Source organism: Herbaspirillum sp. GW821-FHT09A12 (genome assembly GCF_059418325.1).
This window is the reverse complement of record NZ_JBWKPR010000010.1, coordinates 57,259-71,683: the sequence shown is the minus strand read 5'-3', so window position 1 is coordinate 71,683 and position 14,425 is coordinate 57,259. Positions and strand designations below refer to the sequence as shown.

Annotated in this window: 6 protein-coding genes; all 6 read left to right on the top strand. The window is 64.7% G+C overall.

Translation table 11 applies throughout. From position 1 onward, the window contains the following. Positions 1 to 234 precede the first annotated feature (234 nt). A complete protein-coding gene (locus AC07N6_RS18460) occupies positions 235 to 1,776 on the top strand; it encodes a TolC family protein (protein ID WP_494782956.1) in 1,542 nt (513 codons plus the stop codon). Positions 1,777 to 1,791: 15 nt separating this feature from the next. After that, on the top strand, positions 1,792 to 2,565 hold the full coding sequence (locus AC07N6_RS18455; RefSeq protein WP_494782955.1) for an OmpA family protein: 774 nt from the start codon (positions 1,792 to 1,794) through the stop codon (positions 2,563 to 2,565). After that, positions 2,562 to 3,926: an HlyD family type I secretion periplasmic adaptor subunit gene (locus AC07N6_RS18450; RefSeq protein ID WP_494782954.1), complete on the top strand. Its 1,365-nt coding sequence runs from the start codon at positions 2,562 to 2,564 to the stop codon at positions 3,924 to 3,926. Before AC07N6_RS18455 ends, AC07N6_RS18450 begins: the two co-directional genes overlap by 4 nt. Positions 3,927 to 4,056: 130 nt before the next feature. Continuing rightward, a complete protein-coding gene (locus AC07N6_RS18445; protein ID WP_494782953.1) occupies positions 4,057 to 5,724 on the top strand; it encodes a biopolymer transporter ExbB in 1,668 nt (555 codons plus the stop codon). A 38-nt stretch (positions 5,725 to 5,762) separates the two neighbouring features. After that, positions 5,763 to 7,469: a peptidase domain-containing ABC transporter gene (locus AC07N6_RS18440; protein ID WP_494782952.1), complete on the top strand. Its 1,707-nt coding sequence runs from the start codon at positions 5,763 to 5,765 to the stop codon at positions 7,467 to 7,469. A 95-nt stretch (positions 7,470 to 7,564) separates the two neighbouring features. Beyond that, the gene (locus tag AC07N6_RS18435) at positions 7,565 to 14,398 is read left to right on the top strand and encodes a calcium-binding protein (RefSeq protein WP_494782951.1); all 6,834 of its coding nucleotides are present in this window, start codon (positions 7,565 to 7,567) and stop codon (positions 14,396 to 14,398) included. Positions 14,399 to 14,425: the final 27 nt, after the last annotated feature.

Sequence of the window (14,425 nt, the reverse complement as noted above, 5' to 3'; positions counted from 1 at the left end):
TGTCGATTAGACAATAATAAAAATAGTGGAAATACGGAGGTGGAGGGGGGGCGAATCGGCAATGGGGTTGCCGATTTTTCTTATTCGATTTGTTGTGATGGGGCAGAGGGGATCGGTCGGGATACCGGTTTTGTCGCGTTGATGAGAGTTTTCAAAAGCAAGCGTTTTTCATTCGCTGTCTTATTCGGTCTGATTGCACAGCATTCCATTTGTGCCGCACAAAGCACGGCTCCCATGTCGGAGCCGCCTGCTCGTCCCGTTACGTCGGTACAGAGCGTACCTGAAAAGCTGGAAGCGCCGCCACAGATTCGCCTGGGCATCGATCCTGCCGGCCCGGCCGCGGCCGACGCCCGGCTGCCGGCGCTGTTGCCGCTGGATGCCCAAATTGCGCCCAGCCCGGACGACGAGATCCTGATATTGCTGCGTCAGGCCGATTCCGGATTTACCGGCAACGCCATTACCCTGCCGGAGGTGCCCATCGCCGCCGAGGGCGAGAGCGTGCCCAATCTGAGCTTGCGCCAGGTGCTCGAGCTGGCGCTCAACAATAGCTACAGCTACGCCGCCACCGCGGCCCAGGCCGACCAGGCATCCTACGCGGCCAACGCCGCCGCCGGCCAGATGGGGCCGACCCTGGATCTGCGGGCCCAGAAGGGCAAGGAGTATTCGTCGCCATCCTCGGTGATCGATCCCAATACCGGCCTGGTTCAGCGCGCTTCCGACCACAAGCGCTGGGATGTCACCCTGATCGGCCGCCAGCCGGTGTTCGCGCCGGGCTCTTACTTCGACTTCCAGAAATCCCGCGCACTCTCGCAGGCCGCCGACCTGCGCCGCGACGATGCGCGCGAGACCCTTTATTACACCGCCATCAAGGCCTACTACGACGTCATACGCGCCTATGCCTCGCTGTCGTTCGCGCGCAGCTATTCGCAGCGCATGAACGCCTTGCTGGATTACATGCGCAAGCGCCTCGAGGGCGGCGGCGCCAGCCGCATCGACTTCGAACGCGTGCGCGGCCGGTCGCTCACGGCGCAAGCCGCCGTGGCCGAGGCCGAAGGCGCGCTGGAAAGCGCCATGGTCACGCTCAACCAGATCACCGGCCGCAAGATCGAGCAGGTCGAAGTGCCCGACCGCATGATGCCGCCGGTGCCCGACAGCTCCAAGCTGGCCCTGAAGGACATCTACGAAACCAACCCCGGCGTGCGCGCGGCGCGGCGCGATGTCGACGCCGCCAGCGAAGAACTGAAATCGGCCCGCGCCAAGTTCTCGCCGACTTTTGCCGTCGAATGGACGCAGCAAAAGACGCGCGGCGCCGGCGGCGCCATCGATACCACCGACGGCGGCCTGCAACTGGCGACCGACCGCCGCCTGATGCTGGTGATGACCATGAACCTGTTGAACGGCGGCAGCGACATGTATTACCAGAAGCAGATCGGCGCCAAGTATGTGGAAAAGAGCAATACCGTGCTGGACCTGGAGCGCAAGTTGCGCGAACAGGTCGAGATCAACTACCGCACGCTGGGCGCGGTGAGAAAGCGCATGGAGATTTCGCGCCAGGCTTACCTGACCACCGCCAGCGTCGCCGATGTGTTCCTGGAGCAGCTCTCCACCGGCAGCAAGCAATTGCTGGACGTGCTCGACGCTTACCAGCAGGCGTACCAGGCGCGCATGGATTTTGCGACGCTGCTGTTCCAGCAGGCCGATATCAGTTACCAGATCTTGCGCAACACCGGCCGGGCGTCGCCGCCCGCGGCCGCGCCGGCGCAGGCAGTCAAATAGCATTCCGGGGGAAGCATGGAGGGAGGAAAGGAACAGAATTTCTGGCCGGGCTTCGTGGACGCCTTGTCCAACGTCGTGCTGGTCATGATTTTCGTGGTCGTGGTGTTTGTCGTCACCCTGTTCTACTACTCGCAGAAGCTGGCCCAGATGAAGGTCAGCAAGCTGGTCGCGCAAAGCCAGAGCCAGACGGTGCAGGGCACCGTGCGCAACAAGGCCGACAAGGTCGAGACGCCGGAGGCGGACGATGCCAATGCCTCGCCGGTGCGCGCCGACAAGGATCGCGCGCAGGAAATCGAGCAGCTCAAGCGTGAAGTGGCGACCTTGAAAGCCAGGCTGGCCGCGCCGCCGCTGCAGTCGGATGCCGGCAGCATGCGCAGCGCCGCGGCGCCCTCCAGCCCCAATGCGATCCAGGTCAAGACCGAACCGTTCAAGAACGAGATCGCTCCGGGCGTGCGTACCGATGCCAATGAAAAGGCGGTCGTGCTCCATTTCGATTCCGACTCGACCCAGCTGACCGAAGACGGCACCAAGGCGCTGGACCAGAACCTGGCCGACTGGGTGCGCCGCGCCAAATCCAACCAGGGCAAGATCGTGGTGACCGGCGTGATCGGTTCGGCCGGCTATAGCGACAGCCGCCGCCGCGCCTATTACCGCACCGTGGCGGTGCGCAACTACCTCATCGATTCGGGCGTGGACAAGGAGCGCGTGGTGAGCCGCGTGGCGACCGCCGAGAACGCCGTCGAGAATGCTTCGCGCGTGGTCGTCCAGTATCTGGCGGGCGCAAAATGATCGGCGCCTTCAAGCCCGGCACCGGCCCAGGGATCGCCGCCCGCGGCAAGGGTTTCATGCGCCGCGTCGCGCCGCGCCTGGACCGCCGCCTGGGCCAGTTGGGCGCCATGCCGCGCCCGCGCCTGGCGGTGCTGGCTTGCGTCGCATTGCTGCTGCTGTTGCTGGTCTGGTCGGTATTCGCGCCGATCGATATGGTGGTGCGCGGCGCCGGCCGCATCGTGGCTTCCGAACACAACCAGGTGATCCAGCATCTGGAAGGCGGCATCGTCTCTTCCATCCTGGTGCGCGAAGGCGCGGCGGTGAAGAAGGGGCAGACCCTGATCTCGATTGCCGACGTGCGCGCCAATGCCGACCTGGGCGAAGGCCGCGTGAAAATCCTCGGCCTGCGCGCCAAGATCGCCCGCCTCAACGCGGAAGCCGGCGGCGCCGCCGCGCTGCAGATGCCGGCCGACCTGGCGCGTGACGATCCCGCCGTGCAGAGCGAGCAGGCCACCTTCGCCGCGCGTACCGCCAAGCTGGCGCAGGAGCTGTCGGTATTGCGCGAACAGTCGGCGCAGCGCCAGGCGGAGCTGGGCGAAGCCGTCAGCCGCCAGAAGAGCCTGACCAGCGAACTCGACCTGGCCCAGCGCCAGTACAAGCTGGTTCACAACATGCTGGAGCGCAACGCCGCCTCGCAACTGGAAGACATCCAGTCCGCCGCGCGCGTGCAGGATGCGCAAAGCAAGCTGGCCGCCACCAATGCCATGATCCCGCGCCTGAACGCGGCGATTGCCGAAGCGCAGGCCAAGATGGGCGAGGCTTCCTCGCGCTTTCGTTCCGACGCCCGCACCGACCTGACCGCGGCCGAAACCGAACTGGCGCGCCTGCAGGAAGAAATCAAGTCGCGCAACGACCGCGTCTCGCGTTCCGAAGTGAAGGCGCCGATGGATGGCGTGGTCAACCGCGTGCTGATCAACACCATTGGCGGCGTGGTCAAGCCGGGCGACCCCATCGTCGAAATGACCCCGAGCGACGACAAGCTGGTGATCGAAGCCAGGATTTCGCCGTCCGACCGCGCCCAGCTGGTGGTCGGGGCGCGCGCCCGCGTCAAGGTCTCGGCGTACGACTACGGCGTCTACGGCGCCATGGACGGCGTGGTCACCGAAGTCAGCGCCGACACCGTGCCGGAAGAGAAGGGCGAGCGCTACTACCGCGTCAAGATCGAAGTGGCGCGCGGCGCCGACGAGCTGCAGCGCAAGCTGTCGCTGATGCCCGGCATGACCGCCACCGCCGACATGATCGTCGGCCGCCGCACGGTCTGGCAGTACCTGATGTCGCCGTTGTCGCGCTTCTCGCAGACCGCCTTGAGGGAGCCGCGATGAGCCGTTTTCTCCCTGCCGTTTTCACTGTCGCCCGCACTGTCCTGACTGTCCGGACGGTGCGCGTTTGCGCTTCTTGCATTGCTTGTATCGCCAGCCTCCATCGCGTTCATTTCCCTGGAACCCCGTACGTATGAAAAACCTACGCCATTTCTATGCGCTCGCCGCCATCCCGACGTTGCTGTTGCTGCTCGGCGCCTTCCTGTTTCGGGCTTTTGTCATCCATGCGGTGCAGATCAACCCGTTCCTGAACCTGTTCATCATTTCGGTGGCCGTGTTCGGCGTGGGCCTGATCATCTATAACCTGTGGCGCGTGAACTGGGAGTACGACAAGCTGATGCGCTTTTATGCGCGCACCAAGGCCGGCGAGTCGATGGATGAACTGGTCAAGGCGCCTGAATTCGCCGGCACCGAGATCGGCCAGGTGCTGGTCAGCGTGGCCAATACCAAGGGCCGCCTGACCTCGCGTATCGAGCAGGAAACCATCGAGGGCTCGCTGCACGACCTGCGCGCGCACCTGGAGGCGAAAACCGAATTCCCGCAGTTCCTGACCGGCTTCATGATCGCGCTGGGCCTGTTGGGCACCTTCATCGGTTTGCTGGAAACCCTGGTCGGCACCGCGGCGCTGATCGACGGCTTCGGCAAGGCATCGGTCGGCGGCGACATGGATGCCTCGTTCATGCATCTGGTGGCCGACCTGCAAAAGCCGCTGGCTTCCATGGGCACCGCGTTTTCGGCCTCGATGTTCGGCCTGATCGGTTCGCTGGCGCTGGGCCTGACGCTGACCCCGCTGCGCGGCGCCGGCAAGAAGCTGGTGGCGCGTGCGCGCGAATGCATCAGCGACATGGTGCAGCATGTGGTGCACGACATGTCGGGCCCGGCGGCAACGCAACGCCAGGGCGTGTCCGAAACCTTCCTGGCCGAGTTCCTGCAAGACCTGATGGTGCTGCAGCGCGAATCGATCATGGCCGCGCGCAACAGCTCGGAAGCCTCGCTGCAGGCCGGCATCAAGCTGGAAGGCTTGAATGAGCGCCTCAACAATATCGTCGGGCTGTTCAACGACAGCATGGAAGAATCGCGCAGCCTGCGCCAGCTGGTGGCCTTCGGCCCGCGCATGCACGAAGTGGGGCAGCAGACGCTGGAAGAGATCCGCAACGTCGGCCAGATCATCAACCAGAAGGTGACCTCGGCGCGCGACCTGACGGACAGCCTGTCGTCGCTGGAAGAACGGCTCTCGGTCAATGGCGATATCGCCAACCGCACCTTCGAAGTGCTGCCGCAGATCGTCTCCACGATCCAGTCCGGCCAGGTGGCGCTGTCGTCGGCGCTGACTTCGCTGCAGACGCAGCAGAGCGAAATTTCCAGCATGAACGAAAAGAGCGCGCAGAACATCGCGCAGTTGCCGGCCCTGCTGAACCAGATTTCGATCCGCCTGGCCGACGAGATGGGCGCCATCCAGTACCAGGCCGAAATCCACTCCACCGTGGCCTCGCGCCTGGGCGAGCTGGGTACCACCATCGGCGAGAATTCCAGCAACATGGCGCGCGACGCGCTGTCGGCGCGCCAGCTGCAGATCGACCTGGCCAAGCACATGGCGATGCAGAACGACCGCGTCAAGAACCTGGGCAATATCCCGCAATCGCTGACCTCGATCACCGAAGCCCTGATGCGCCAGAACATCAACTGGCAGACCGTGATCGACGAAATGCGCTCGGGCCGCCAGACCATGATCAAGGACCTGCGCCTGGAGTTGCGCGAAGCCATCCGCGAGATGGCGGCCGCCAACAAGGCCCAGCCCTGAGGCTGGCGCCGGCCTGAACCACCACGGAGCAGCACGCGATGAACGAAGCAGACCAGATCCACGTCGACCAGCCGCAAGCCCCGTTGCAGGACTTGCGCAAGGATCCGGCTTATCTGTCGCTGCTGCGCGCCTACGGCAGCCGCTTCGTCGAAATCATCGTGGCCGGGATCCTGGTCAACGTGCTGGGCTTGCTGCTGCCGCTGTATTCGCGGCTGGTCTACGACAAGGTGATCGGCAACCACATCCCCGAAACGCTCTGGGCGCTGACCCTGGGCATGCTGCTGTTCATCGCGCTGGAGTTAGCGCTGCGCATCATCCGCGTGTATTACACCGAGCAACTGGCGGGGCGCCTGGACGCCGAATTCGACGAAGCGTCGGCGCGCCGCCTGCTCAGCGCCAAGGTGTCGGCGCCGGTGGGCGTGGTGCTGGCGCGCTACCGCGACCTGTCCGGCGCGCGCGACCTGCTGTCGTCGAACTACATGCTGTTGCTGGTGGACCTGCCGTTCCTGCTGCTGTACCTGGTGGCGATCGGCCTGGTCGGCGGCCATCTGGTGTGGGTGATGCTGGTCGGCGGCGCCATGCTGGTGGCGGCTCAGCTGCTGTTCAAGGTGCCGGCCAACGACTATGCGGTGGCGGCCATGAAAGCCGGCATCGGCAAGATCGACAAGATGGCCAGCCTGGTCTACGGCATGGATACGCTCAAGACTTCGCAACTGCAGGAGCGGCTGGTCAACGCCTTCCTGGCCGACGCCGCCGACAACGCCGTGGCGCAGGCCAAGAGCCGTTTCTGGATGAACACCGGCTACGCGCTGGCGACCGTGGGCTATGCCGCGATGTCGGTGGCCACGCTGGTGGTCGGCGTTTATCTGGTGGAAGACAATGCCCTGACCGTGGGCGCCCTGATCGCGGCATCGTTGCTGATCAGCCGTTCGACCTCGGTGCTGTCGTCGCTGTCGACCTTCCTGGGACGCATCGAAATGTTCCGCCGCGCGCGCGCCGAGTTCGATGCCTTGTTCGACGAAACGCAAGAACAAGGCGGCGCCGACGTGCTGCGCCAGGAAATGCGCGGCCTGATCCAGGTCGGCAACCTGACCCTGCACCTGGACCAGAAGGAAAAGCCGGCCTTGAAGCAGGTCGCCCTGACGGTGCAGCCCGGCGAGAAAGTCGGCATCGTCGGCCGTTCCGGCTCGGGCAAGTCGACCCTGCTGCGCGCGCTGGCCGGGCTGCACCATGCAGAAGAAGGGCATGTGCTGATCGACGGCGTGGCCGTGACCGCCTACGCCCCGCAAGTGCGCATGCGCAACCTGGGGTTCAAGCCGCAGGAACCGTTCGTCTTCGACGGCACCTTGGCGGCCAACATCTTCGTCGGCGACCGTGTGCTGGGCAGCCTCTATGAGGCCGCGCTCGGCGTATCCGGACTGGATGAGCTGATCGCGCGCGGCGAGCTGCGGCTGGACCAGATGCTCAAGGCGCCCGGCAACCTTTCCGGCGGCCAGCGCCAGATGGTGGCGCTGGCGCGCACGGTGGCGGCCAACCCGCGCATCCTGCTGCTCGACGAGCCCACCACCGGCATCGACCAGACTACCGAAGCCCGCATCATCGAGCGGCTGATGGCTTTCTCGGCCCAGCGCACGCTGCTGGTGGCGACCCATAGTCCGGCGCTGCTGCGCCGCATGGACCGCATCATCGTCATCGATGGCGGGCGCATCGTCGCCGACGGGCCGACGGCGCAGGTGTTGCAGTGAGGCGGCAATAGGCACAGCAGTGGCACTTCAGTACAGCAGTTCTGCATTGATTTGATTTAACGACAACCGATCACGATCTTCGACAGCGAGGAACTATGGCAACCGCAAACTCATCGGCAGCGAATTCCGCGGAAAAGATCACCGGCCCGGTACGGGTGGTGATGCCCGACCAGACCGGCAGTTTCCAGCTCAACGCGCCGCGCGGCGCGGTGCAGAAGGTGCAGGTGGTCGACGTCGACATGGTGCTGCACATGGCCGACGGCACCAAGGTGGTGCTGGCCGGCGGCGCCATGGAGGCGATGGACGACAAGTCCAAGGTCAGGTTTTCCGACACCAGCGCCGACACCGGCCGCCTGCTCGATACCGTGGGCAAGATCCCGCTGCAGCCCAACGACCAGTCGCGCGTACTCAATTCCGACCCGATCGCATCGGCCGACCATACCGCCACCACCGACGCCATCGGGCCCGGGCAGACCCATGTGGCCACGGAGCGCAGCTCGGCGGCAGTGGCCGATCCGGTCAGCCAGCTGGCGAAGATCATTTCGGACAATTCGCACTCGGTGACCAATGGCGCGCAGACCTTGTCCGTGCCGACCCAGCCGACCGCGGGCGACGCCTCCAGCACCACCGTGGCCGCCGCCCTGGTGGCCAGCCAGACCAGCAACGATTCGGCCGCCGCCAAGTCGTCCAGCGTGCAACTGCCGCCGGAGCGGGCCGGCACCGTTCCCTCAACCCACGTCACCGGCCCCAATGCGCCGGCGTTGTCGGTCAACCTGGTCAACCTGACGACCCAGGTCCAGGTCGGCGATGTCCTGTACGGCAGCGGCGGCACGCCATTGTCGGCCACCGACGGCTCCAACGCGGTGCAGTTCGCGCCGCAGGTGATCACCGCCGGCAATGACGTGCGCACCATCTATGCGTCGGGCAACAACAGCAACAGCTTCGTCAAGGTGTTCAACGTCACCGTCAGCGGCGACGTCACCGTCACCACGCTGACGGTTTCCGGCGTGCCGGCCGATGTCACCATCCTCAACGGCATCAATCTGGGCGGCGGGGTCTATCAGATTCCGGTCGACCCGAGCCAAAAGGTATTCAATCTCCAGCTCCAGTACGGCACGGTGGTCGCCAACTCCGGCACGCCTGCGGTGCATGAGAGTTTCCAGCTGTCCTTTGTCACCACGCTGGCGACATCGGACGGGATCCTGACCCTGACCGAGAACCGCTATGTGGCGATCAAGGACGCCACCTCGTCGGCCGATCTGACCTATCTCGATCCGACCACGGGCAACAACGTGCTGATCCTGCCGGCGCAAGGCGTGCCGCACGAAGTGCATGCCGGCGATGGCGGGGTGACGATCTATGGCAGCAACGCCAACGATGCGCTGTACGGCGGCGCCGGCGACGACATCCTGTACGGCGGCGCCGGCAGCAGCAGCTTTTTCCAGGGCAACGGCGGCGCCGACACCATCGTGGGCAGCGCCACCGGCAACAATACCGCCGGCTATGCCGGTTCCCCCACCGGCGTCAAGGTCGACCTGACTACCGGCATCGGCACCGGCGGCGATGCCGAAGGCGACCGCCTGACCAACATCCAGAACCTGGTCGGCAGTTCGCATGACGACATCTTCGTGGCCAGCAGCCAGGCCAACAAGTTCGACGGCGGCAGCGGCGGTTCGAATACGGTGTCGTATGAGCATTCGGCCAGCGGCGTGACGGTCGACCTGGTCAACAACAAGGGGAGCGGCGGCGACGCCGAGGGCGATACCTATACGAATATCCAGAACGTCATCGGCAGCGCCGGCAACGACACGTTCATCGCCAATGCCGCCGCCAATCGTTTCACCGGCAATGGCGGTTCGGACACGGTGTCGTATGCCGCCTCGACCACCGGCGTGACCATCGACCTCAAGCTCGGGGTGGGCCAGAACGGCTATGCGGCCGGCGATACCTACAGCGGCATCCAGAATTTCATCGGCAGCGCCTACGACGATATTTTCATCGGCAATGCCGACGTCAACAATTTCGACGGCGGCGCCGGCGGCAACGACACGGTCAGCTATGCCGGTTCCAGCGCCGGCGTGGTGGTCAACCTGGTCACCGGGCGCGGTTCCAACGGCGACGCCGCCGGCGACACCTATACCCGCATCCAGAATGTGATCGGCGGCAACGGCAACGATGTCTTCGTGGCCGGCCTGGACAGCAAGAATTTCGATGGCGGCGGCGGCGCCCTCAACACGGTCGACTACAGCGGTTCGTCCTCGGCGATCACGGCCAACATGCTGGCCAATACCGTCACGCGCACCTTCGAGCCGGTCAACCAGCTGACCAATATCCAGAAAATCGTCGGCAGTTCGTATTCGGATACCTTCATCGGCGGTATTGGCGCGGACATCTTCGATGGCGGCCTGGCCGGTTCCGACACGGTCGATTACTCGGCCGGAGGTTCGGTGACGGTCGACCTCTACAACGGCACCGGCAGCGGCGGCAATGCCCAGGGCGACACCCTGATCCATATCCAGAACGTGATCGGCAGCAGCGCGGGCGGCAATACCTTCTACGCCAGCGCCGACGCCAACCACTTCGACGGCAACAGCGCCAGCGGCAACACGGTCAACTATTCGCACGCCACCGGCGGCGTGGTGGTCGACCTGACCAACACGCGCGACAACACGCTGGCGCAGAACTACGCTACCGGCGACACCTTCGCCAACATCCAGAACGTGGTGGGCAGCGTGTATGACGACCTGATCGTGGCCACCTCCCAGGTCAACGCCATCGACGGCGGCCTGGGCAACAACACGGTGAGCTACGAGCAATCCGCCGTCGCGGTCAAGATCGACCTGGCAACCGGCCGCGGCAGCCTGGGCGATGCCGAGGGCGACACATATGTGCGCATCCAGAACGCCATCGGCGGCGCCGGCGACGACATCTTCGTGGCCAGCAATGTGGCCAACAGGTTTGACGGCGGCGCCGGCAGCAACACGGTCAGCTATGAGCATTCCACCAGCTCGGTGAAGATCAACCTGGCGAGCGGGCAAGGCAGCCTGGGCGATGCCGAGGGCGACACCTACCTCAATATCCAGAACGCCATCGGCGGCAGCGCCGACGACATCATCGTCGCCAGCGCGGCGGCCAACGCCATCGATGGCGGCGCCGGCACCAATACCGTCAGCTACGAGAACTCCACGGCGGGCGTGAAGGTCGACCTGTTCCTCGGCCAGGGCGTCAACAACGATGCCCAGGGCGACACCTATACGAACATCCAGAATGCCATCGGCGGTTCGGGCGACGATATCTTCGTCGGCAACGGGGTGGCCAACAGCTTCGACGGCGGGGCCGGCAACAACACGGTCAGCTATGAGCACTCGAGCGGCGACGTGACCATCAACCTGGCGACGGGAACCGGCAGCGGCGGCGATGCCCAGGGCGACCGCTACTACAATATCCAGAACGCCATCGGCGGCGCCGGCAACGACACCATTATCGCCAGCGCCGCCATCAACGCCATCGATGGCGGCCTGGGCAACAACACGGTCAGCTACGCCAATTCGGCCGGCGCGGTGAAGGTCAACCTGGCGACCGGCCAGGGCTTGCTGGGCGACGCCTTGGGCGACAGCTATGCCAATATCCAGAACGTGATCGGCGGCGCCGGCGACGATATCCTGGTCGGCAACGGCGACATCAACATCATCAACGGCGGCAGCGGCAGCAATAACACCGTGAGCTATGAAAGCTCCAGCGGCGCGGTGCGGGTGGACCTGGGCAACCGGGTAGGCACGCTGGGCGACGCCGCGGGCGACAGCTACATCAATATCCAGAATGCCACCGGCGGCGCCGGCAACGACATCTTCGTGGCCAGCAATGTGGCCAACAAGTTCGATGGCGGGGCCGGCAGCAATACGGTCAGCTACGAGAACGCGACAGCCGCCATCAAGGTCAACCTGGCAAGCGGCCAGGGCACGCTGGGCGACGCCGCCGGCGATACGTATGCGCGCATCCAGAATGTGATCGGCGGCGCCGGCGACGACATCATTGTCGGCAATGCGGATATCAATGTCATCGATGGCGGCGCCGGCAACAACACCGTGAGCTACGAGAATTCCAGCGGCGCGGTGCGGGTGGACCTGGGCAACCGGGTAGGCACGCTGGGCGATGCAGCGGGCGACAGCTACATCAATATCCAGAATGCCACCGGCGGCGCCGGCAACGACATCTTCGTGGCCAGCAATGTGGCCAACAAGTTCGATGGCGGCGCCGGCAGCAATACCGTTAGCTACGAGAACGCGACGGCCGCCGTCAAGGTCAACCTGGCGACCGGACTGGGCACGCTGGGCGACGCCGCCGGCGATACGTATGTGCGCATCCAGAACGCCATTGGCGGCGCCGGCGACGATATCTTCGTCGGCAACAGCGCCAATAATGCATTCGATGGCGGCGGCGGCATCAACACGGTCAGCTACGAGAATTCGAGCGGCGCCGTCACGGTCAACCTGGCGACCGGACAAGGAACCGCGGGCGATGCCGCCGGCGATACTTACGTGCGCATCCAGAATGCCACCGGCGGCGCCGGCAACGATTTGATCATTGCCAGCGCCGACATCAACGTCATCGATGGCGGCGCCGGCAACAACACCGTCAGCTACCAGAACTCGACGGCTGGCGTGAAGGTCAACCTGGCGACCGGACAAGGCAGCGGAGGCGATGCCGCCGGCGATACTTACGTGCGCATCCAGAACGCCACCGGCGGCGCCGGCAACGATATCTTCGTCGGCAATGGCGTGGCCAACAAGTTCGATGGCGGCGGCGGCATCAACACGGTGAGCTACGAGAACTCGAGCGCCGCCGTGACGGTCAACCTGGCCACCGGCCAGGGCACCCAGGGCGACGCCGCCGGCGACACCTACGTCAATATCCAGAACGCCATCGGCGGCGCCGGCGACGACTTGTTCTTCGCCAGCAGCGCCGCCAATGCGTTCGATGGCCTGGCCGGTTCCAACACCGTCAGCTATGCCAATACCACCGGCGCGGTGACGGTTGACCTTTCCACCGCGGGTGCGCTCGGGGGCGGCAGCGCCGCGGGGGATACCTACGTCAATATCCAGAACGTGATCGGCACCAGCGCGGCCGACACCCTGACCGGTTATGGCGTTGTCGGCGTGAAGTCGGTGCTCACCGGCGGCGCCGGCGCCGATACCCTGATCGGCGTCGCCGCCAACAGCGCCTATACCTGGGCCAGCTATGCCGGCTCGTCGCAGGGCGTGGTGATCGACCTGGTCACCGGCGCCGGCAGCACCAACGGCAACGGCGGCGGCAGCGGCGCCGGCGATGCCGCGGGCGATGCGCTGAGCAACATCGACAACCTGCTCGGCAGCAGTTTCTCGGACATTTTCATCGCCAACAGCAAGGTCAATATTTTCGATGGCGGCAACGGCGGCCTCGATACCGTCAGCTATGCGAAATCCGACGTGGCGGTGACGGTGGACCTGTCCGGCCAAACCTATGCCACCGGCCTGAACGGCTATGCCGCCGGCGACAAGTACATCAGCATCGCCAACGTGATCGGCTCCAGCGGCAACGACACCCTGATCGGCTCGGCCACCGCCAGCCGCTCGGAAGTGACCGGCGGCGCCGGCGCCGACAGCCTGTTCGCCGCCAGCGGCAACGTGGCCAATACCTATGCCAGCTATGCCACTTCATCCTCTGCCGTCACCATCGATTTCATCAACAAGGTCGGCCATGGCGGCGATGCCGAGGGCGATACGCTGAACAATATCGTCAACGCCATCGGCAGCAACGGCAACGACCTCTTCATTGCCAGCAGCGTGGCCAACAAGATCGAAGGCGGGTTGGGCTCCGACACGGTGAGCTATGCCTCCGACACCGCGGGTGTGAGCGTCGATCTCTATACCGGCAAGGGCAGCGGCGGCTGGGCCGCGGGCGATACTTACCTGAGCATCGAAAACGTCATCGGCGGCGCCGGCAATGACGTGTTCTACGCCAATGCGGACAGCAATAGTTTCGATGGCGGCGGCGGCAACAACACCGTCAATTATTCCCATTCGGCCTACGGCGTGGTGGTGGACCTGGTCAACAACGTCGGCGGCGACATGGACAGCAGCCGCCAGTCGCTGGCCAACGGCGACACCTACGTCAGGATCCAGAACGTGGTCGGCTCCGCCAGCAACGACCTGTTCTATGCCAATGGCGAGGCCAACATCTTTACCGGCGGCGGCGGCAGCGATACGGTGAGCTACGCCAAATCGAGCGGCGGCAATATCATCGCCAACCTGGTCAGCCACATGGGCAGCGGCGGCGTCGACTCCAACGGCGACCAGTATTACGGCATCGCCAACCTGGTCGGCAGCGGCGCCGCCGGCGTGACCAATACCCTGACCGGGGACAGCGGCAGCAATACCTTGACTGCCATGGGAAGCAACACCACCAATTATTTCTACGGCGACGGCAACACCGCCGCCACCACCAACCAGACCGATATCTTCAACGCCCAGGCCGGGGGCAGCAATTACCTGGTCGGCGGCAGCGGCGCCAACATCTTCAATGTCAGCGCCAACGGCACCACCGGGGTATCCAACCTGGCCCTGGCCGAAGGGCATGGCACCAGCACCACGCTGCGTTTCGAAAGCCTGGGCAGTACCCTGGACCTGAGCACGTTCTCGCATCGCACATCCAACATCAACACGCTGGACGTGTCCACCAGCACCAACGCCAATCTGCTGGTCTCCTACGACGATGTGCAGCACATGGGGGTGAACAACATCCTGACGATCAAGATGACCGCTACCGAAAGTATCCAGATCAATACCGCGACACCCCAGTATTACCTGATCTTCGGCAACGGCGATTATGTGTTCTACAACGACGCCAGCCACTCCACGGAGGTTGCCCGCATCCATGTGATGCTGGCCTGATCGGGTGAGCCGCATGCAAAACGGGAC